We start from the raw sequence: 19,044 nt of genomic DNA, 5'->3' as shown, positions 1-19,044 counted from the left end.
GGATGCTGCCATGGAGGACTTGGTAACGAGCGCCCGGCTCGTCGACTTCATCCTGGTGTTGGTCTTGGTCGAGGGCGCTGGGCTGTGGCTCTGGCATCGCCTGACCGGGCAAGGCGTTGCCGGTCGCGAACTCATCGGCCTGCTCCTGGCGGGTGCCTTCCTCTTGCTGGCACTGCGAGCCGCTTTGCAGCATGCGGGCTGGGAGTGGATCGCACTGTGGCTGACCCTAGCCTTGATCGCCCACCTGGCTGATCTCATCATGCGTTGGCGCCGTGGCTCCCGCGGCGATCGACCTTAAACACCTCATGGTTCAATCGCCCGGTATCAGGCCAATCTCGGTGGAGCAGAAGGCCATGCCTGGAACGACCTGCTGGGGTACACTAGTCCAGTCGTGTCGTGTTGCAATCGCACGCGCTCATGGCCAATCGCCAACCGGCCCCTTCGCTGCCCTCGTAGCTCAGTTGGATAGAGCGATCGCCTCCTAAGCGGTAGGTCACAGGTTCAAATCCTGTCGAGGGCACCATCTCGCTGCATCACACCTTGAGTCAACCGAGTACGAGCGTCATAACCGGGACGGTCCTGATCCCGTTTAGTCAAGCGTCGCCGTCTCATCGAGGGCAACCTGGAGGAGACCGCGCAGCACGAGGTCTTCCCGCACCTCGCAAGGCCGCTCGATCGCAGGCTGCACCCGCTCGGCATCGCCCCCCGTCAAGAGCAGTTTCGGCTCCGCCCCGACCTCCTCGCGCAACCGATCGTAGAGTCGGCTAGCGAGGGCGGAAATCGCCAGGAGGCTGCCAGCCGCGACGGCGGAGCCGGTATCCTGTGCCCAGGTCAGCTCGGCCGGCTCCCCGGCGATCCGCGGGATTTGGGTTCCGGCTAGGAGACTCTGGCGCATCATCTCAACCCCCGGCAAGATGAGACCTCCGAGGTGACGACCATCCGCCAGCAGCAGGTCGAAGGTGGCGGCACTTCCGGCATCGACGATCAGTGTCGCGCGCTGTTCCAGTGCATGGGCGGCCACCAAGGCCAACCAGCGATCGACGCCAAACCGCGCCGGCTCGCCATAAGCGATGCGGACCGCTCCGAACCGCGCCCGCGTCCGAACGAACTCGATCCGCACGCCCCAGAGGGCCATCACGACCCGGGTGAGCGCCGCCACCACGCCAGGGTCCCCCACATGACTCAGGATGACGCGCTCTGGCACCTCGTATCCTTCCCACTCCGCCAGCAGATCAAGCGGGATGGCGCCGCCGTGGCGCACCCGTTGCACGCTTGAGAGCCTGGCGGTCGCGCCGTCGGACGTGGCCCTGGTCCAGCACAGGTTGGTGTTTCCGACATCCAGCAACAACAACATCATGATGCGTTCTCTCCGCGGGTCCTGAGGCTCACCTCACCGGCATGGTACAGTCGCTCGCCATCCGCCGTCCTGAGCCGCAGTGCCCCGCTTGGAGCGAGCCCGTTCAGCACACCCTCAGTCACCTGCCCACCCTGGGACAAGACGGCCGTCTCGCCATGAAAGCAATCGAAGGCGTTCCAGAGTTCGATGAAGGGCGCAAGACCATCACGCTCAAACCGCTCCAGACCTTCAACTAGGGCCTCGATCAGTTGTGCCGCGAGCAGATTGCGTGCAACACGCCCGACACCGAGTGCTTCGCACAGATCGACCCAGGGCTGATCAATCTCGGCCCCCAGGCTTGGGTCCATCTGCACATTCAGGCCAACACCCAAGACCACCGCAGGCGCCGCACCCGTCCCGGTTGTGGTTTCAATGAGGATGCCACCGAGCTTCCGCCGCCGCCACAGCAGATCGTTAGGCCATTTCAGGGCCATCTCCGTCACGCCGGCGCGAGACAATCGATCCGCCACCACGGCACCGGCCACCAGACTCACGCCACTGAGCGCCGCTGCGGGCAGCTGGTGGTGCCACAGGAGGGAGAGATACAGATTCGCGCCATAGGGCGATATCCAGCGGCGCCCCAACCGACCACGGCCAGCACGCTGGTACTCTGCGAGACAGACGGTCCGACTCAGCGCCCCGTGCGACTGGGAGCGCATCAGATAGCGGTTCGTCGAATCGAGTTGATCGTGGATTTCGAGGCGGGGAATCGCCGTGGCACAGCGCGGCGATAAACAGCGCATGATGTGGCCGGCATCCAGCAGTTCGATCGGATGGGCAAGGCGATAACCGCCGCCGGGCACCGCGATCAGCTGCAGGCCCAGTTGGGATCCCAGACCCTTCAGTGCCTGCTCAAGCGCCGTGATCGTGACATTGAGGGTCTGAGCCAGCGCCCGGGGATCATGCGGCTCGCCGTCAGCCATGCGTCGCGCGAGCGCGATGGCAAGAGACCCATCAGCGGACTCGAATAGACTCAAACGAGGCTCGCTAACCATTTCGCGCGCGCCTCGATCCGTCGCTCGATTTGAGGATCCGTCTCCCATTCGGGCAAGGATTCCATGAAGGCGAGCTCACAGGTATCGGGACGCGCGGGAAGGGGGGCCACCCGGATCTGGAGCAACTCGTCGCGTCGAAACAGATGCAACAGGACGCCCGACGCACTCGCGGCGCGTTCGATGAGCCGCTCGACGTTTTCGCTGTTCGCACGCAGACCATCGACCGCGACCACCTGATCCCCCGGGGCGAGTCCAGCACGCTCCCCCGCTCCGCCCTGGATGACGTGCTGCAGGATGGCATCGTTCGTCCCGGGTCGCAGCCGGATGTCGAGCGTGAGCCGGGATTGAACAGGCTCGAAGCGCTCGACGAAACCGCCTAGATCCCGCGCCCCCTTGCCCGGGCGCAATCGCATCGCGATCCCGACATGGCGCAAGGGTTGAGCGAGTTCGAAGTCCTCGGTCTCATCCAACGCCCTGTTGAAAAATGCCTCTAAGTCCAATCCCGAGACCTCACCGGCTATGGCCTCGATTGCGCGCTCACCGACCCCGAGTCCTGTGCAGCCGTGGCGTTGCCAGAGTTCGCGCATGACATCGTCCAATGAGCGGATGTCGCGCGTGCCCGCACGGATCGTCAGATCCAGCACCAGGGCAACGATGGCCCCCTTAAGGTAATAGCTCACGATGGCGTTCGGCGCATTCTCATCCTGCTTGTAGAACTTCGTCCAGGTATCGAAACTGGATTCAGCCAACGTCTGCAACTGCCGACCGGGTGTGCGCAGGAAGCGCGTGATCGCCGTGGCGCACAGCCCAAGATAAGTCTTGACTTCGATGCGCCCGCTTCGGACCAGCGCAAGGTCATCGTAGTAGGACGTGATGCCCTCGAAGGCCCAGAGTGTGCGCGTATGGGCTTCCTGGCTGAGGTCAGCGCGCAAGAGCGCCTCAGGACAAATCCGCTTGACGTTCCAAAGGTGGAAATACTCATGGCTACAAAGCCCGAGCAGGCGGATGTAACCGTCGCTGCGCCCTTGATCCGCTCGGTGCGGGAGATCCTCGCGGGCGCACAGGAGGCTTGTTGAGTAGCGATGCTCCAAGCCACCGTAGCCCTCGCCAACCGCCGTGATCAGAAACAGATAGCGGTCCAGCGGCAAGGTACCGAACAGTGCAACATGCTCGGCGCAGATTCGCGCCAGATCCTCTTCGAGCCGTTTCATCTCACCATGATGACGCCCGCTGAGCGCTATGCGGTGCGGCACGCCAGCCACGCGGAACGAACCCTCGTCGAACACACCGATTTCGACCGGATGATCAATCAGATCGGCATAATTCTCTGCCTGATAGGAGCCAAAGCCGCGCGCATCGATCGTCACCGGCAGCAGGCTCGTCGCCACACGCCAAGCGGTGGTGCCGGGTTCGCTCGGGGCCGGCAAGTCCAAGACACACGGGACATCCTCGCAGCCTTGGACACGCATTAGGAGATTTGCACCATTGAAGGCCGCATGGGTGGCATCGAGATGCGCGGAGCGCACGCCCAGTTCCCACGCATAGACGCGATAGCGCACGTGCATTCGACCTGGCGTCACGGGACACGTCCAGGTCTGTTTGTCGCGCTTCACGACAGCGAGCGGGGTTCCGCTGGCATCCGTGACCTCGAACATCACGACATTGCGCGCAAAATCGCGAATCATATAGCTGCCTGGGATCCAAGCCGGCATGGCCAAGACCAACCGAGGGACAGAGAGACCCTCGATCTCGATCAGGATATCAAACAGGTGAGCGTGGGGGTCAGCAGGGGAGACGCGATAGCGGAGATCACACGACATCGTGGCGATCTTGAGAAAGAGTGGGTCTTGACCGCGTTCGCATTCACGCGGCAGCAGGTCATGCAGTTTTGACTACGCATCGGCCTCGGGGCCGGGGCCCCGAGGCCGGCGTCATCTTACCAGCGGGGTCCGCGTGAGGGACGCTCGCCACGTGGCTTGGCCTGATTGACCTTGATGTTACGGCCTTTCAGTGCCGTTTCGTTCAAACCTTTGATGGCAGCATCGGCTTCGGAGTTGTTCGGCATTTCAACAAAGCCGAAACCCTTGGACTCGCCGGTAAACTTGTCCGTGATCAAGTTCACGCTCGAGATTTCGCCAAAGTTAGCGAATGCGTTCCGTAGCTCGTCTTGGGTGACACCGTAGGCCAGGTTGCCAACGTAAATATTCATCATTCAGGAGTTCCATGGATGCGAATTGAAGAGAGAGTGAGAACGGTCGAGTCATCAAATCGCAACTGATTCGACCGTCTTTGTTCCCAACCGCTGGGAACGAAGTCGCTGAGGGCTTGCCAGGTCAGGCACCACTGGCATTCATTTCCCTCGGTGCGCAAGGTCCCGCGCGAGCGGAGGGGCCCAAGGGTTCAGCTCGCACGCCGTTGGCCGTCTCGGGACGATCGCTGCCCCATATGCCGAACCGGACCCGCGGGACTGCGTCGCTTCGTGCCGCGCGCACCACGGTGCGCCCCAAGGCTCGGATCGGGCTCGCTCGGCGGCGGGGTGAGGGAGGGCTCGAAGCCCACCACAGGGGAGATCGCGATCTCGCGACGCAGCAAACGCTGAATCCCCTCGAGCAGTTTCCGCTCATCATGGCTGACGAGTGAGAGTGCCCGCCCGCCCGCGCCCGCTCGACCCGTGCGACCAATCCGATGAACATAGTCTTCGGCCACGTTCGGCAGCTCGAAGTTCACCACCTGAGGCAAATTGACGATGTCCAGGCCGCGTGCGGCGATATCAGTAGCCACAAGGGCCCGGACACTCCCACGTTTGAAGTCATCGAGGGCACGCGTGCGCGCCGTTTGGCTCTTGTTCCCATGGATCGCCGCTGCCGAGATCCCCTCGCGACCTAGGTGCTCGACCAGTCGGTTCGCGCCTGCCTTGGTGCGGGTGAACACCAGAACCTGGTGCCAGCCCTCGCGCTGAAAGAGGTGCGCCAGCAAATCGCGTTTGCGCGCCTTGTCAACGGGATGGGCGGACTGCGTCACCATATCGGCTGTCGCATTGCGACGCGCCACTTCGATCTGTTTGGGCCGTTGCAGCAAACCCTCGGCCAAACGCCGAATCTCATCCGTATAGGTTGCCGAGAACAGCAAGTTTTGCCGCTGCTTGGGGAGCAACTGCAGGATCCGCCGGATGTCATGGATGAAGCCCATATCGAGCATGCGATCGGCTTCGTCAAGGATCAGGATCTCTACGCGCGACAGGTCCGCCGTGTGCCGACCGACATGGTCGAGCAAGCGTCCGGGGGTCGCGATCAAAAGATCCACGCCCCGTTGGAGTGCGTTGACCTGGGGCTGCATCCCGACACCACCGTAGATCACCGTCGAGCGCAGAGGGAGATGGACGCCATAGGCTCGGACCCGTTCACCGACTTGCGCTGCAAGCTCACGGGTCGGCGTCAGAATGAGGGCGCGCGGTTGGCGTTGTGGATGTCCGAGCTTGGAAAGACGCTGTAACACGGGCAGAACGAAAGCCGCCGTCTTGCCGGTGCCGGTTTGTGCCCCGGCGAGAAGATCGTGGCCGGCCAGAATTTCCGGGATGGCCTGGCGTTGAATCGGGGTCGGGCGCGTATAGCGCTCAGTCGCGACTGCGCGCAACAGTTCGGCCTCGAGGCCGAGCGAATCGAATGTCATGAAAACTCCTGAAGCCAGCCGGGACGACACACTGACGCGGGGCTGGCCCGAGGCGATGTGAGACAATCGAGGATGGTGTCTCGTTTGGCGAGGTCATCAACTGCGGATCAAGGTCTCGACCGCAGTCTCGTGGATTACCATTGTACGCAAAGCGTGCGATGAAAGCGAGCATCCGAGATCAAGAGGCGGCCGCTGGTCTTCTGCTAGCCTGGGGGTTCGAGCCTCCAGGGATAGCCAGACGACCGCCCACCGCGGGGACGAGACTCGAATGTCACGCACCGGATGAACGCCAGCACCTCCTTCACGTGGGCCCGCTTGAGGGCGGGCGAACAGCCAGGAGCAGCACACTCTAGCCACGAACCGACTGAAGATAATTCGCCTTGAAGGCCTCACGATCGGCCTTCGATGCCGGATCATAACCCTGCTCCGTCATCTGGGTCTTCATCCATCCCGGCAGGACACCTCGGACATAGACGTTGTCCGGATTTTGAGGGTCGATATAGCGCGTATATTGACGTTCACCACTCTCCGCACGAACCGGGCTGCCTCCCCGTTTACGCTTGTTCTCAATCAAGGGCAAGATTTCCGCGATCTTGTAACCATGTTCCGCGATCAGATCTCTGATTTGCTCTGCGACTTCAGCCTTTTGCTCTTCGCGGCGGGCGATGAGCATCCGCTGGAGTTCGGACTCTTTATTCTTGATGTCCGTAAGCTGTTGTTCGATTTCTTCTAGAGTCAGTTTCGCATTATCCACAGGGTCGAGTCTCCAGGGATTCCGTGATGAATCCTGATTGCAACCATCGAGATGGTTCGCACCATCAGCTGAATGCGGCTAATTTATTCGATTTGGAATGATTGTCAAGTCGAATGAATCGCATGCGCGATCCCCTGACTGATTGTCTAAATGCAGTCACAATCCCGACATCACCGATCAGTATGAGATGCCCACAGGATAAGCGCTTGCGGCCAACCTGCTAGCGCGTCAGAAAGGTGGCGTCGCCATAACTGAAGAATCGATATCGCGATACGACGGCGTGGCGATAGGCGGCCATGGCGACCTCATGACCAACAAACGCAGACACCAGCATGAGTAAGGTTGATCCTGGTAAATGGAAGTTGGTAATCATGGCATCCACGACATGGAAAGGATCACCAGGACGAATGAATAGGCGACTATCACCTCGGAAGGGCTTCAGCACACCATCGCGTGCCGCGGACTCCAAACTGCGCACCGTCGTGGTCCCGACGGCGATCACCCGACCGCCCGCGGCGCGTGTCGCCTGGACCTGACGGCAAACCGCCTCGTCGACTTCCAGCCATTCGGCATGCATCTGATGTCGATCGATCTCCTCAACCTGGACGGGTTGAAATGTCCCCGCGCCAACATGCAGGGTCACCTCCGCCCGGTCAACACCCAGCGCCCGCAAACGCTCGAGTAGGGCCGCATCGAAATGCAACCCGGCCGTGGGTGCCGCCACCGCCCCGCTTTGGCGCGCATAAACCGTCTGATAGCGCTCCTCATCACCAGCATCATCCAAGCGGGTAATATAGGGCGGAAGTGGCAAATGCCCTTGTTGGGACATCAGTTCATCGAATTCCATCCGCGCCGAGGTCAAAACATAGAATCGACCCTCGCGCCCGCTCACTTCGAGCCGCTCGCCATCATTGAGCAAGATAAACGCTCTGGGTTGTAAGGCTTTGCTCGCTTTCACCTGGGCCAACGCCTCACGCGGCCCTCGCAGCCGCTCGATCAGGATCTCAACCCGCCCGCCCGTTGCCTTGCGACCGAATAGGCGCGCACGCATCACACGGGTATTGTTGAACACCAACAGATCGCCCGCCCTCAGTAAGGCTGGTAAATCAGTGAAGAGCAGATCCTGACGCTCGTATCCACCATCGCGAGCACGCAGGACTGCGAGCAGACGCGAGGCGCTGCGCTCGGGAAGTGGTCGTTGTGCAATCAACTCGGGCGGAAGATCATAGTGAAAGTCACTGAGACGCATGGGTTGTCCAACCAATTCCGGTGACAATGGAAGCGGCTTGCCATGTGATCACACACGACTCAATCGGCCAGCCGATGATGATAACACCGTCGCGTCAGGTATCTTCGGTTATCCTTGCGCGATTGGAGCCACTACCTTGGTCAATTCTCGTGAAACTCGGCATCGATCGTCTATTGGAAGACCCGGATCTGCGCAAACCCTTGCATGGCCGCCGGGTCGCGTTGCTCGGACACGCCGCCTCCTGTACGGCGACGGGTCAACATAGTCTAGATGCCTTGATGGCATTGGGAAGCTTCAAGGTGACCGCCGTCTTCGGACCACAACATGGTGTTCGTGGCGAGAAGCAGGACAATATGATTGAAACCGAAGACAGCATCGACCCCCGCTACGGTATCCCGGTCTTCAGCTTGTATGGGAAGGTTCGCTATCCCACCGACACCATGCTGGATCAATTCGATGTCCTCTTGATCGATCTCCAGGATATCGGCACCCGAATCTATACCTACGTGACCACCCTGGCTTACTTGATCGATGCCTGTGCCCGGTCCGGTCGGACGCTCTATGTTCTCGATCGTCCGAATCCTGCCGGACGCCCATGCGAGGGCAGCCTGCTGGAGCCCGGCTGGGAGAGCTTCGTGGGCGCCGCGCCCATCCTGATGCGGCACGGTCTCACGTTTGGCGAACTGGCCCGCTGGCTCGCCGACTATCGCGGCGACGATCTCGATCTGCGGGTGATCCCCATGGCGGGTTACGACCCCACGAGTGGACCAGGCTTTGGCTGGCCCATCATGGAACGACCCTGGATCAACCCCAGCCCGAATGCCTCGAGCCTGAATATGGCGCGTTGCTTCGCCGGGACCGTCCTGCTCGAAGGCACGACGCTCTCGGAAGGGCGTGGAACGACCGTGCCCTTGGAAGTGCTTGGGGCACCCGACCTGGACTTCGAACGCATCATCACGCGCATGCAACGGCTCTGTCCGACCTGGATGGAGGGCGCGCTGATCCGTCCCTGCTGGTTCGAGCCCACCTTCCACAAACATCAGGGGACACTCTGTAGCGGGTTGCAGATCCACACCGATCAGCGCGACTATCGCCATGATCGCTTCAAGCCCTATCGTCTCATCGCGCTCGCGCTCAAGTGCGTCCGACTGGAACGCCCAGATTATCCACTCTGGCGCGACTTTCATTACGAGTATGAAACCGAGCGTCTGGCGATCGATCTGCTCTCAGGAGGGACCGTCCTCCGTCATTGGGTTGATGACTCGGAGGCGACGCCAAATGACCTCGAGCAACGGCTGCAAGACGACGAGCTCCAGTGGTTCGACTCACGCGCGGGGTGTCAACTCTACGCCGACGGGGTCGCACCGACCCCAGACTCTTGAACCCTATCAACTTATATTGTGCATGGCGCCCCGCTGGCGCGGGCGGCGAACACAGATGCTGGCGCTTGCGGCCTTGCCGACTCCAGGGTACCGTTGCCAGGACTCGAATTGACCCCAACGGAGTGACAACATGCCAAAACGACAACGCAACATCGCCATCGCCTTGACCTGCGCAACCGGACTCGTCGCACTGTCGGCGCCATTATCCGCCGATGTCGACGTGATCCCCGTCGCGGGTTCAGAGGTCACCTCCGAGCTCACCGGGATCGTCGAGATCGTCAATACCGAGACGCGCATGCTCACGATCAGAACACCCGATGGGCGTTTTCAGGTGATTCATGTTCCGGCCGAGGTACAGCGCCTCGACGAGATCAAGATTGGGAATCGCCTGACCATTTCGCAGACGGATGCCGTGCTCATTGATCTCGTCAAGGGTGACGAGGCCGGCGCCATCGGCGTGACGCAGGAGACGCGGATCGATCAAGAAGCGACCAAAAGACCAGCCGGGACCATCACCGACACCCTCACGCTCTACGGACGCGTCGAGAGCATTGATCGCGACCAGGGTACCGTCAGCATTCAAGGCGCCGAGGAAACGATTGAATTCGACGTCAACGACGCCGCCTTGCTGGCTGAATTGGAGGTGGGTGACGGTGTCGTCGCCACCTTCATCCACGCCGTATCAGGGCAAGTCGAGTTCCGGTAGAGACGGGCACGAGACGGCGGGGGCGTGATGCGTGGCCGCGGCGACGTCGGTCGCACGCTGATCCTCCTGTTCCTAGTCGGTGCGCTCGGTTGTCAATCCCGGACCGGGAATCGTCCGGGCGACAGCTGCACCCTGACCGCCGGCATGAGCACCGACGACCTCGTGATGTGCGGCTGTATGCCGGCTTACTCGCCGAATGAAGGCGCTTTGATGCTGATGTCCGAAGCGCAGCAGAACAACACCCGCACCATCTCGATCGTCAATTACATGTGCCCGATCGGGCCCGCCGGCGTTGCCCGTGTCGTGGTCAGGAACGGGATCTCGACCAGCATCTACGAATGAGTTCAGGACGCCTGATCCCGCGGCCGAGTCGGTGGACGAACGAGTTCGAACAGGGCAGCGGAGTCGAGGTCTCCGCACCCTTGGACGACTAAAGTCGCGAGCCACTCGGACACCCGCTCGGCGATCTCCAGTGAGATCTCGAGTTCGCTCGCCGCGGCGAGCACGATGCCCATGTCCTTATGGTGCAGTCGTGATTTAAATCCAGGGGCATAGTCGCCCTCAATCATTCTCAGACCATGCACCTCGAGAATCCGGCTACTGGCAAAACCGCCGAGCAGTGCCTCGCGCACCTTCGTGGCATCGACACCGCTCGCTTGGGCGAGGGTGATCGCCTCGGCAACGCCCGCGATCGTGGCCCCGACCACAATCTGATTGCAGGCCTTGCACACCTGGCCGGCACCCGCGCCACCAACGTGAACGATATGCTTTCCCATCACCTGGAGCAGTGGACGAACCCGCTCGAAGGTCTCGAGCGCACCGCCCACCATGATGGATAAGGTGCCTGCCCGTGCCCCGGCGTCACCCCCCGAGACCGGCGCGTCGAGCATGTCGATCCCGGCAGCTTTCAGACGGGCCGAAATCCGACGGGTCGCCGAGGGTGCGATGGTGCTCATATCCACCACAACCGAACCCGGACGCGCCCCGGCAAGAATGCCCTCCTCGCCCAGGATCACGGCCTCGACGTCCGGGGTGTCGGCGACCATGGTGAAAATCACACTCGCATCCCGCGCCACCGCGGCGGGAGTCGGGGCCGGTGTAGCTCCAGCCTCAACGAGCTCATGGAGTGCTTCCGGTCGGCGTGCATAGACCTGGAGCGCATAACCGGCCCGCATGAGGTTCAAGGCCATTGGTTTTCCCATGATCCCCAAACCAATGAATCCGATCCGTTCGTTCATGCGGCCTCCAGTAATTCCAGCCAGTGCACCACCGGGGTCGAGGTACCACTCCCGAGGTGCAACTGACAGCCAATATTGGCGGTTGCGATGATCTCAGGCGTGCCCGACTCGAGCGCCGAAACCTTGTTCTCGAGCAATTGCCGCGAAAGCGCCGGTTGCGTGATCGAGTAGGTGCCCGCCGAACCGCAGCAGAGATGCGCGTCAGGAACACTCGTCAACTGAAATCCAAGCCGAGTCAGCAACGGCTCGACAACCGTGCGCAATTGCTGCCCGTGCTGGAGAGTGCAGGGCGCATGGAAGGCGACTCGACGACCACGCCCAGGCAGGCCGAGTGGGCTGAGGTCGGCGTCCTGAAGGACCTCGATCGGGTCACGCGCCAGGTTCGCGATGCGGTTGGCGCGTTCGGCATACTGCGAGTCCTCGGCCAGCGCCTGACCATATTCCTTGATCATGACACCGCACCCACTGGCGTTGACCAGAATCGCCTCGCATCCGGACTCGATTTCTGGCCACCAGGCATCGATATTGCGCCGCATCGCCGCGCGCCCCTCATCCTCGGCACCCAGATGATAAGCGACCGCACCACAACAGCCCGCATGTGGGACATCGACGAGATCGAACCCGAGGCGCGCGAGAACCCGCGCGGCCACCGCATTGGTGCGCGGGGTCGCCACGCGTTGCACGCATCCGCCGAGCACCAGCATGCGACGCCGGCCTACCGTGGGGGGCAGCGGACCAACCGGTTGTGGCGCGGGCAGTTTCTTGCGCAGTCGCTTGGGCAATAGGGGGCCGGTCCAGCGCGCGATCTGCAACAGCGGGCCGAACCGTTTCGGGTAGGGAAGCAACCTCACCAGCGCCCATCGCATGAGACGCTCCATGCCCCCACGCGTGACGCGCTCATCGACCAGATGCCGGCCGATATCCAAGAGACGCGCATAACGCACACCCGAGGGACAGGTGGTCTCGCAGGCACGACAGCTCAGACACCGATCGAGATGCCGTTGCGTGATCCGGGTCGGCTGCTGGCCTTCGAGCACGAGCTTGATCTGGTAGATCCGCCCACGTGGCCCGTCGAGTTCGTCCCCCAGGAGTTGGTAGGTCGGACAGGTCGCGGTACAAAAGCCGCAGTGCACACAGGAGCGCAGAATGGTTTCGGCCTCGCGCCCCGAGGGCTGACTCAAGAACTCAGGAAGGATCTCGGTCTGCATGCCTGCTCCTAGAGCGTTGCGTAAAGGCGCCCCCGATTGAGGATGCCCTGGGGATCGAACGCGTGCTTCACCTCTCGGTGCAGTTCCATGAGCGCGGACGGGAGCGGTTGAAACACCTCGCTCCGGCGATCGCCGCCGCGAAACAGCGTGGCATGGCCACCGACTGCCGCCACCTGCGCCCGCATCACCTCCGGATGGATCGCACTGCGCACCCAGCGCTGCGCTCCACCCCATTCGATCAGCTGCGCATCCAGCGGAAACACTGGCGGTGCCGCCGCCGGTAACGATAATCGCCAGAGCGGTTCATGACCGGCGAAGAAGACGTGGCGCTGATCACGCACCTGATCGCTCCAGAAGCGCGCAGCCACCTCATCATCGAGCGCATTCCCGCCGAGGCTCTTGGCGGCCGCAACGACTCCCGCCTCATTGCCGGCGAGACGAACCCAGAGTTGTTCGCCCACGTGGCAGGTTGCACTGATCGGCAATGGACGCGCGGCCCAGTCGCTCATCAAGGCCAAGGCCTGCGACAGCGAGCATTCACGCCTCAGCGTGCGCGTGAGCGGTGGGATCGGCAGCACCTTGAGACTGATGTCGAGCAGGATACCAAGGGTTCCAAGAGCTCCAGTCATCAAGCGCGACACGTCGTATCCGGCGACATTCTTCATCACCTCGCCACCGAAGCGCAGCACCTCGCCGCGACCGGTCAAGACCCGCGTGCCCAGGACGAAATCACGCGCCGAGCCGGCCGCGGCACGTCGCGGTCCGGAAAGACCCGCGGCGATGGTGCCGCCGAGCGTGGCCCCTGGTGTTGCCACGGCACCCGGTGAGGGGATTGCGAAGTGGGGCGGTTCGAAGGCCAGCATTTGGCCTCGCTCGGCGAGGATTGCCTCGATCTCTTGTAACGGCGTGCCACAGCGGGCCCTGATGACCAGCTCCTGAGGCTCATAACTGAGCACGCCAGAATGTTCGCTTACGACGACCGGCTCACCCTCGGGGGCACGGCCCAACCAGGTCTTGGTGGCGTTCCCCTGCACGCACAGCGAGATTCCCGCCTCGCCCGCCGCGCGGACCCGGGCTTGCAACTCAGCGGTCTGGTCATTGCTCACCATCATTCCCCTGCTGTGGATTCCGCTGTTGGACACACCGGTTCACCGCTCGCGGCGACCAGGATGGACATCGGCCTAGCGCGCATTCGCGGTACGCAGGGCGGCGCGGATGAGATCCTCCGCCGCACCGACCCCATCATCAGCCGCCCGCGCCATGCGCGTCGCGTCAGCCGGACGGTAGCCCAGCGCAACCAATGCACTCACCGCATCCGCGAGCGTTTGTCCACGCGTGTCGAGGTGCGCCACGGCTCGACCCTGCTCGCCCGCACCTTGGGGCGAGGTCGCCCCGAGTCGATCGCGCAGTTCCATCACCAGTCGCTGAGCGGTCTTGCGCCCAACCCCGGGCACCCGCATCAGGGTGTCGAGATCGCCCTGCTCGATACATTCGCTAAAGCGTGTTGCATCCATGCTCGAGAGGATCGCCAAGGCCATGCGTGGCCCGATCCCCGTGACCTTGATCAAGACCCGAAAGAGCCCGCGCTCCTGCTCGCGATGGAAACCGTACAGGCTGTGGGCGTCCTCACGGATCACCAGGTGCGTGACCAAGATGGCCATCTCCCCAACCGCGGGTAGGGCGTAAAACGTCGACATGGGGGCTTCGAGCTCATACCCCACCCCATTCACATCCAGCATGAGATGTGGCGGATGCTTGGCGAGGATCCGGCCCTGTAACCGACCGATCATCTGCTCAAGGCCGCCAGTCCCGCCATGACGCGGTGGCACGCCCCCGCCCCGGGACGCACATCGAATGCGCGTGGCAGAGTGCGATCGCCAAGGCATCGGCCTCGTCCTCACCCGGGAGTTCCACCAGACCGAGCAGCACTCGGATCATGTGCTGCACCTGCGACTTCTCCGCCGCGCCGGATCCCACCACCGCGCGCTTGACCGCTTTCGGGCTGTACTCGTGCACGTTGACCCCGGATGAGAGTCCCGCACAAAGCGCCGCACCACGGGCCTGGCCGATCTTCAGTGCCGCGGCCGGATCACGCGCGAAGATCAGTTGCTCGACGGCCATGTCGTGCGGACGATGCTCGGAAACGATCGCCGCCACACCATCGAAGATCCGCTTGAGACGCTCGGGCCAGGGATGCGCGCCAACCTGAAGCGTTCCGCTGGCGATGCGCAGACTGCGTTGCCCGTTGGTGTCGATCAGGCCGAAACCGGTCCGGCGTGACCCGGGGTCGATGCCAAGGATGCGATGAGGCAGGTGCGCGGCGTCCGGTCGTGCGCGCACGCGGTTATCTATTCGGCAACCATCGGGCTCAGCCATCGAGTTCCGCCAGGATGTCATCGGCGACATCGGCGTTGTGATAGACGTCTTGAACGTCGTCGAGCTCATTGAGGACATCGACGAGCCGGAGCAGTTTCTCGGCCGCGTCACGATCGAGTTCGGCGAGCAGGGAGGCGTTAAACGAGATCTCAGCCACCTCCGTATCGAACCCGGCGCCCGTGAGCGCCTCTTTGACCACCGTGAAGGTCTCGGGAGTCGTCACGACATCGATCGAGCCGTCATCATTAACGAGCACATCCTCCGCGCCGGCATCGAGCGCCGCCTCCATCACGGCATCTTCATCGGTACCGGGTTGAAAGCTGATGATGCCTTGTTTGGTGAACAAATACGCCACCGAACCATCGGTCCCCAGATTGCCTCCGTGCTTGCTGAAGGCATGCCGCACCTCGGCCGCGGTGCGGTTGCGATTGTCGGTCATGCAATCGACCATGATGGCGACCCCGCCCGGGCCATAGCCCTCGTAGCGGATCTCTTCATAGTGCTCGCCGTCCATCCCCCCGGCGCCACGCTTGATCGCGCGCTCGACCGTATCACGCGGCATATTGGCCCCAAAGGCCTTATCCATCGCCAAGCGAAGCCGCGGATTGGCGGCGGGATCCCCGCCTCCCTCCCGGCTCGCGACCGTCACTTCACGGATCAATTTGGTCCAAATTTTCCCGCGCTGCTTGTCTTGAGCCGCCTTGCGATGCTTGATATTGGCCCATTTACTGTGACCGGCCATGGAAGCCCCCTCTCACTCGATCCGGCTGCGACCACGGCCAGCCGGTGCCAATGCCGGTTGACACCAGGGTAGCCGCACTGCATGTTGTTCGGCCGCGCATTCTAGCACTGGCGGTCGTGTCACCGGTATGCCCAGTGGTGGTGGCCACGACTGCCACGGGCAGGATTCAGACCAACATCACGCCGAACCACACGCGCACCGACCGCTTAGGACAGACCCATGTACGTAACCCCAGAAACGGGTGATGGTTGGATCACCGAGGTGTTGGACCGGAGCGAGACCAGCGCTCTCGTCGAGGCGCGATTTGAGATCTCGCCGGACTTCCGCCGACTGGTCGCGGATCAGGAGGCGGAGCTGGTCTTCGCGGCGCGCAGCCGACTCGCGCGCATCGGGATCGACATCTGCGCGCTCGACGCGCCCCGCGTCGAGGGCGACCTCTGCCGGCTCCGACTTCAGGTCGTCTCCGCGATCCCCTCGTTTGGCATCGGCGCACACCTGTGCCAGATCGTCGTCCCCGGTTTGCGCGTGGGGCGGCTGGTCTTTTGTCCCGAGAGCAATCGGCTGCGCTCCACCGAGATCCATCAACTGATCAAGGACAACGAGATCCAGGTCCCCGCCGGCTTCTCGATCGATAGCAATGGCTATCTCATGATCCGCCCCCAGCGGCAACGCTTTCGCTTCCTCAAGCCGTTGACGCTGGAACAGGTCACCACCATTGCGACCCATGCCGATGGGAAGGATCTACTCAACCGTCTCCAAGTGCGCGAGGCCGTGGAGCACATCGAGCTGCAACCGCGCGATGGACTGGTCACGGCCTGCTCGATGTTCCTGCATCGCCACTACGTGGTCCTGCGCAACCTGGATGAGGCCTTGGGCTTTCACCTTCAGGCGACCGTGCTCGACCCGGTCTCGACCCGCGGCACGCGCATCTATCTTGAATTCATCAACCGTTCGGAACACTTGATCATCAACCCGAGTGTCGCGGCCTCCGTGCATCAGGCGCTCGCGGTCACGCCGCCGCGTCATTACTGGCACGGTGGAGCATGCACGCACGCCAATCCGCGTGACCACGACACGGCGCAAGCATACCGGGAGCTGGTCAAGATCTTCGATCGACTCGAAACGACCCGGCCGCACGAGCACTATTCACACCGCATGATGGCCGTCACGGCCCATCCCGAGCGCCTGCGCCGCGGGGGCGCGCCCGATGCAATCTGGACGCAGCCCCAGATCCCACGCGATCCGCGCGGGGGTACCGATCTCGCGTCCGGACTCGTCGCTGAGGGACTGCTGCTCGACACCAGCGCCGAGTGTGGAATCAGCGTCCTCGATCGGGTGCCTGACGGCGCACGGGCGACCCTGCTACTCGGTTATTTCCCGAATCTTATTGAGCACACCGAAATCTGCACCGCCGCCTTACGGCGGCGGATCGGGCGCATCGTGTTTCGACGGGCCTCCTTCGAGCACGGCTCCTTCCTGTCCGCCCGCGACCACAGTCGTCTCGCCGACTATGAGGCGCTCGGCATCGCGGTCTTTTGGTGCAACGAAGCCCGCGGCCATGTCGTGCGACACGTCTTCCGCGGACTGCGTGGCTATTTCACCACCGCCGACCAAGTCGAGCGTTTTCACTCCAGTCTCGTCTTCGCGATCTACGGCTCAGTCAAGCCCATGAGCAAACCAACCCTCCAAAAAGCGGAGCGACTGCTGGCCAATCTCATCGGACTCTTCGGTCGTGACATCAGCATCCTCACCGGCGGCGGACCCGGCGCCATGCGCCAGATCACCGATGCCGCCCAACGGCTCGGCATCCTCGTCGGCTCCAGCTTCATCGAAACCCTCGATCAAGAGCCCAATCGCAGCGCCGACTATTATCAAACCTTTCAGGCACGCAGCCGCCAATCGCGGCAACGCTGGTTCGAGATCGCCAGTTTCCATCTCTTCCTCGCCGGCGGAGTGGGCACGCTCGAAGAGATCGGGCTGACCTTAACCGATATGAAACTCGGCGTGATCGAGGCCGGCCCAGTCGTCTTCTTCGACGACTCGCGCGATACCTTCTACTGGGACGGACTGCGCACCCAATTCGCACAGATGCAGCGCGCGGGCCGTCTGCCGGACTGGTTGTTGGAACATCTCCTCATGACCAGCGATCCGGATGCCGTCCCCCGCTTCTACAAGCAGTCACTGCGCATTGGCTGATGCGTGCCACACTCGCCCCGTGACAACCCGAGGCAAAATCTGGAGAATCCAGGTCACGGGATCGCGCATGTCCACCACGGCCGCGCGACGTCAGAACGACTGCTGCGCTGACTGACTGTCTTGATCGAGCGAGGACCGCGCCGCGTCCGAGGTACCTTTGTGTCCAGTTTCCTAACCTTTGAGCATCCGCTGAACGAGCGCGTCCGCACCTTCCTGCGGATCGAGCATCTGTTCGAACGGCTCACCCACTTTGCCCCTCAGTATGACGCCTGGGCCACACGCGTCGCGGTCGAGTCACTCCTCGACCTCGCCTCCGTCACCGCGCGCGCTGACATCAAAACCGAGTTGCTCAAGGAGCTCGAACGCTACACGACCACCATCAGGCGCATCGCGGATCAACCGGGGATCGATCCGCAAGCCCTCGAGCGAGTCTTGAGCGATTTACAAGGAGCCAGCAATGCCATCCAGCAACTTTCCGGACCCATCGGTCAGGTGGCACGCGAGGATGACTTCCTCAAGGGCATCGCGCAGCGGGCGAGTATTCCGGGTGGCACCTGTAGCTTTGACCTTCCGCACTATCACTATTGGTTGATTCAGCCACCGGAGATGCGCCAAACGCGCCTTGAGCATTGGCTGGAGGATCTCCGGCCGGCGGAGCGCGCCGTTCGCGTCGTGCTCTCGCTCGCACGCACCAGTGCCGCCCCACGGCAGGCGGTTGCGGAGTCCGGTTTCTTCCAGGAGGCACTCGACGCGCACATTCCCGTGCAAATGGTACGTGTCGGGATCAATGGTGTCGGTGCGATCTATCCCGAGATCAGCGGGCACAAAGGCCGCTTCAGCATTCGTTTCATGCAGGCCGAACCGGGCGCGCGCCCATCCCAGAGCCCCGAGGACATCCCCTTCAAACTCACCTGCTGCGTCTTCTAAATGGATCGAATCCTTCCCTGTCCGCGCTGCAAGAAGCCTGTCGTCTGGGGGCCCGAGGCGCGTTGGCGCCCTTTCTGCAGCGAACGCTGCCGGCTGATCGATCTCGGCGAGTGGTTCGAGGAGACGCACCGCATCCCGGTCACGGATGACTCCGGCTTGGCGGTCGGCCCCGAGGACCCTTCGACCGAGCACTGAGCCGCGCGCCC

The 19,044-nt window shown here is 62.6% G+C and carries 20 protein-coding genes and 1 tRNA gene; 8 read left to right on the top strand and 13 right to left on the bottom strand.

The genetic code is table 11. The features are described 5' to 3' along the window. The first annotated feature begins 10 nt into the window (after window positions 1–10). A complete protein-coding gene (locus CKO25_RS01775; RefSeq protein WP_200386160.1) occupies window positions 11–298 on the top strand; it encodes a hypothetical protein in 288 nt (95 codons plus the stop codon). A 148-nt stretch (window positions 299–446) separates the two neighbouring features. Further along, window positions 447–523: transfer RNA gene (locus CKO25_RS01770), tRNA-Arg, on the top strand. Between the two features lie 66 nt (window positions 524–589). On the opposite strand, the gene CKO25_RS01765 is transcribed toward CKO25_RS01770, so the two are convergent. The 7 genes from CKO25_RS01765 to queA form a co-directional block, all read right to left on the bottom strand. Beyond that, complete coding sequence (locus CKO25_RS01765; protein ID WP_338115044.1) at window positions 590–1,357, bottom strand: type III pantothenate kinase; 768 nt, start codon at window positions 1,355–1,357, stop codon at window positions 590–592. Next, a complete protein-coding gene (locus CKO25_RS01760) occupies window positions 1,354–2,391 on the bottom strand; it encodes a biotin--[acetyl-CoA-carboxylase] ligase (RefSeq protein WP_242467272.1) in 1,038 nt (345 codons plus the stop codon). The genes CKO25_RS01765 and CKO25_RS01760 overlap by 4 nt, the downstream gene beginning before the upstream one ends. Next, the gene (locus CKO25_RS01755; protein ID WP_200386159.1) at window positions 2,370–4,211 is read right to left on the bottom strand and encodes a M61 family metallopeptidase; all 1,842 of its coding nucleotides are present in this window, start codon (window positions 4,209–4,211) and stop codon (window positions 2,370–2,372) included. Before CKO25_RS01755 ends, CKO25_RS01760 begins: the two co-directional genes overlap by 22 nt. A gap of 116 nt (window positions 4,212–4,327) precedes the next feature. Continuing rightward, window positions 4,328–4,600 (bottom strand): RNA-binding regulator, encoded by a 273-nt coding sequence (gene rbp, locus CKO25_RS01750; protein WP_200386340.1) that lies wholly within the window; start codon window positions 4,598–4,600, stop codon window positions 4,328–4,330. 191 nt (window positions 4,601–4,791) lie between these two features. Beyond that, a complete protein-coding gene (locus CKO25_RS01745) occupies window positions 4,792–6,060 on the bottom strand; it encodes a DEAD/DEAH box helicase (protein ID WP_200386158.1) in 1,269 nt (422 codons plus the stop codon). Between the two features lie 349 nt (window positions 6,061–6,409). Continuing rightward, entirely contained in the window at window positions 6,410–6,814 is a 405-nt protein-coding gene (locus tag CKO25_RS01740) for an H-NS family nucleoid-associated regulatory protein (RefSeq protein WP_200386157.1), read from the bottom strand. A gap of 220 nt (window positions 6,815–7,034) precedes the next feature. Next, window positions 7,035–8,063, bottom strand: a complete 1,029-nt coding sequence (queA, locus tag CKO25_RS01735) for a tRNA preQ1(34) S-adenosylmethionine ribosyltransferase-isomerase QueA (protein ID WP_200386156.1) — start codon at window positions 8,061–8,063, stop codon at window positions 7,035–7,037. A 149-nt stretch (window positions 8,064–8,212) separates the two neighbouring features. Here queA and CKO25_RS01730 point away from each other — a divergent pair, with 149 nt between their 5' ends. The 3 genes from CKO25_RS01730 (at window position 8,213) to CKO25_RS01720 (ending at window position 10,493) form a co-directional block, all read left to right on the top strand. Beyond that, on the top strand, window positions 8,213–9,445 hold the full coding sequence (locus CKO25_RS01730) for an exo-beta-N-acetylmuramidase NamZ family protein (RefSeq protein ID WP_338115043.1): 1,233 nt from the start codon (window positions 8,213–8,215) through the stop codon (window positions 9,443–9,445). Between the two features lie 130 nt (window positions 9,446–9,575). After that, on the top strand, window positions 9,576–10,151 hold the full coding sequence (locus CKO25_RS01725; RefSeq protein ID WP_200386155.1) for a hypothetical protein: 576 nt from the start codon (window positions 9,576–9,578) through the stop codon (window positions 10,149–10,151). Between the two features lie 27 nt (window positions 10,152–10,178). Continuing rightward, window positions 10,179–10,493 (top strand): hypothetical protein, encoded by a 315-nt coding sequence (locus CKO25_RS01720; RefSeq protein WP_200386154.1) that lies wholly within the window; start codon window positions 10,179–10,181, stop codon window positions 10,491–10,493. A gap of 2 nt (window positions 10,494–10,495) precedes the next feature. Here CKO25_RS01720 and CKO25_RS01715 read toward each other — a convergent pair whose 3' ends face one another. From CKO25_RS01715 to CKO25_RS01690, 6 genes are all read right to left on the bottom strand, one after another. Next, a complete protein-coding gene (locus CKO25_RS01715) occupies window positions 10,496–11,389 on the bottom strand; it encodes a 2-hydroxy-3-oxopropionate reductase (protein WP_200386153.1) in 894 nt (297 codons plus the stop codon). Further along, on the bottom strand, window positions 11,386–12,597 hold the full coding sequence (gene glcF, locus CKO25_RS01710) for a glycolate oxidase subunit GlcF (RefSeq protein ID WP_200386152.1): 1,212 nt from the start codon (window positions 12,595–12,597) through the stop codon (window positions 11,386–11,388). The genes CKO25_RS01715 and glcF overlap by 4 nt, the downstream gene beginning before the upstream one ends. An 8-nt stretch (window positions 12,598–12,605) precedes the next feature. Next, on the bottom strand, window positions 12,606–13,703 hold the full coding sequence (glcE, locus tag CKO25_RS01705; RefSeq protein WP_200386338.1) for a glycolate oxidase subunit GlcE: 1,098 nt from the start codon (window positions 13,701–13,703) through the stop codon (window positions 12,606–12,608). 75 nt (window positions 13,704–13,778) lie between these two features. Next, complete coding sequence (gene ruvA, locus CKO25_RS01700) at window positions 13,779–14,387, bottom strand: Holliday junction branch migration protein RuvA (RefSeq protein ID WP_200386337.1); 609 nt, start codon at window positions 14,385–14,387, stop codon at window positions 13,779–13,781. Between the two features lie 4 nt (window positions 14,388–14,391). Then, window positions 14,392–14,973, bottom strand: a complete 582-nt coding sequence (gene ruvC / locus CKO25_RS01695) for a crossover junction endodeoxyribonuclease RuvC (protein WP_200386151.1) — start codon at window positions 14,971–14,973, stop codon at window positions 14,392–14,394. Then, the gene (locus CKO25_RS01690; protein ID WP_200386150.1) at window positions 14,966–15,715 is read right to left on the bottom strand and encodes a YebC/PmpR family DNA-binding transcriptional regulator; all 750 of its coding nucleotides are present in this window, start codon (window positions 15,713–15,715) and stop codon (window positions 14,966–14,968) included. The genes ruvC and CKO25_RS01690 overlap by 8 nt, the downstream gene beginning before the upstream one ends. Window positions 15,716–15,934: 219 nt before the next feature. Here CKO25_RS01690 and CKO25_RS01685 point away from each other — a divergent pair, with 219 nt between their 5' ends. From CKO25_RS01685 to CKO25_RS01675, 3 genes are all read left to right on the top strand, one after another. After that, the gene (locus tag CKO25_RS01685; protein ID WP_200386149.1) at window positions 15,935–17,911 is read left to right on the top strand and encodes an LOG family protein; all 1,977 of its coding nucleotides are present in this window, start codon (window positions 15,935–15,937) and stop codon (window positions 17,909–17,911) included. A 159-nt stretch (window positions 17,912–18,070) separates the two neighbouring features. Next, window positions 18,071–18,838 (top strand): cell division protein ZapD, encoded by a 768-nt coding sequence (gene zapD, locus CKO25_RS01680; protein WP_200386148.1) that lies wholly within the window; start codon window positions 18,071–18,073, stop codon window positions 18,836–18,838. Further along, window positions 18,839–19,033, top strand: a complete 195-nt coding sequence (locus CKO25_RS01675) for a DNA gyrase inhibitor YacG (protein ID WP_200386147.1) — start codon at window positions 18,839–18,841, stop codon at window positions 19,031–19,033. Window positions 19,034–19,044 lie beyond the last annotated feature (11 nt).

It is taken from the genome of Thiocapsa imhoffii (assembly GCF_016583985.1).
Classification (GTDB): Bacteria; Pseudomonadota; Gammaproteobacteria; order Chromatiales; family Chromatiaceae; genus Thiocapsa; species Thiocapsa imhoffii.
The sequence above is the reverse complement of the archived record's forward strand: the minus strand, read 5'-3'. Positions and strand labels throughout refer to the sequence as shown.

Excerpts from the sequence above, each read along its gene's own strand:
- CKO25_RS01775 (WP_200386160.1), top strand. The coding sequence starts at position 11 with ATGGAGGACTTGGTAACGAGCGCCCGGCTCGTCGACTTCATCCTGGTG.
- CKO25_RS01765 (WP_338115044.1), bottom strand. The coding sequence starts at position 1,357 with ATGATGTTGTTGTTGCTGGATGTCGGAAACACCAACCTGTGCTGGACC.
- CKO25_RS01760 (WP_242467272.1), bottom strand. The coding sequence starts at position 2,391 with ATGGTTAGCGAGCCTCGTTTGAGTCTATTCGAGTCCGCTGATGGGTCT.
- CKO25_RS01755 (WP_200386159.1), bottom strand. The coding sequence starts at position 4,211 with ATGTCGTGTGATCTCCGCTATCGCGTCTCCCCTGCTGACCCCCACGCT.
- rbp (WP_200386340.1), bottom strand. The coding sequence starts at position 4,600 with ATGAATATTTACGTTGGCAACCTGGCCTACGGTGTCACCCAAGACGAG.
- CKO25_RS01745 (WP_200386158.1), bottom strand. The coding sequence starts at position 6,060 with ATGACATTCGATTCGCTCGGCCTCGAGGCCGAACTGTTGCGCGCAGTC.
- queA (WP_200386156.1), bottom strand. The coding sequence starts at position 8,063 with ATGCGTCTCAGTGACTTTCACTATGATCTTCCGCCCGAGTTGATTGCA.
- CKO25_RS01725 (WP_200386155.1), top strand. The coding sequence starts at position 9,576 with ATGCCAAAACGACAACGCAACATCGCCATCGCCTTGACCTGCGCAACC.
- CKO25_RS01720 (WP_200386154.1), top strand. The coding sequence starts at position 10,179 with ATGCGTGGCCGCGGCGACGTCGGTCGCACGCTGATCCTCCTGTTCCTA.
- CKO25_RS01715 (WP_200386153.1), bottom strand. The coding sequence starts at position 11,389 with ATGAACGAACGGATCGGATTCATTGGTTTGGGGATCATGGGAAAACCA.
- glcF (WP_200386152.1), bottom strand. The coding sequence starts at position 12,597 with ATGCAGACCGAGATCCTTCCTGAGTTCTTGAGTCAGCCCTCGGGGCGC.
- ruvA (WP_200386337.1), bottom strand. The coding sequence starts at position 14,387 with ATGATCGGTCGGTTACAGGGCCGGATCCTCGCCAAGCATCCGCCACAT.
- ruvC (WP_200386151.1), bottom strand. The coding sequence starts at position 14,973 with ATGGCTGAGCCCGATGGTTGCCGAATAGATAACCGCGTGCGCGCACGA.
- CKO25_RS01690 (WP_200386150.1), bottom strand. The coding sequence starts at position 15,715 with ATGGCCGGTCACAGTAAATGGGCCAATATCAAGCATCGCAAGGCGGCT.
- CKO25_RS01685 (WP_200386149.1), top strand. The coding sequence starts at position 15,935 with ATGTACGTAACCCCAGAAACGGGTGATGGTTGGATCACCGAGGTGTTG.
- CKO25_RS01675 (WP_200386147.1), top strand. The coding sequence starts at position 18,839 with ATGGATCGAATCCTTCCCTGTCCGCGCTGCAAGAAGCCTGTCGTCTGG.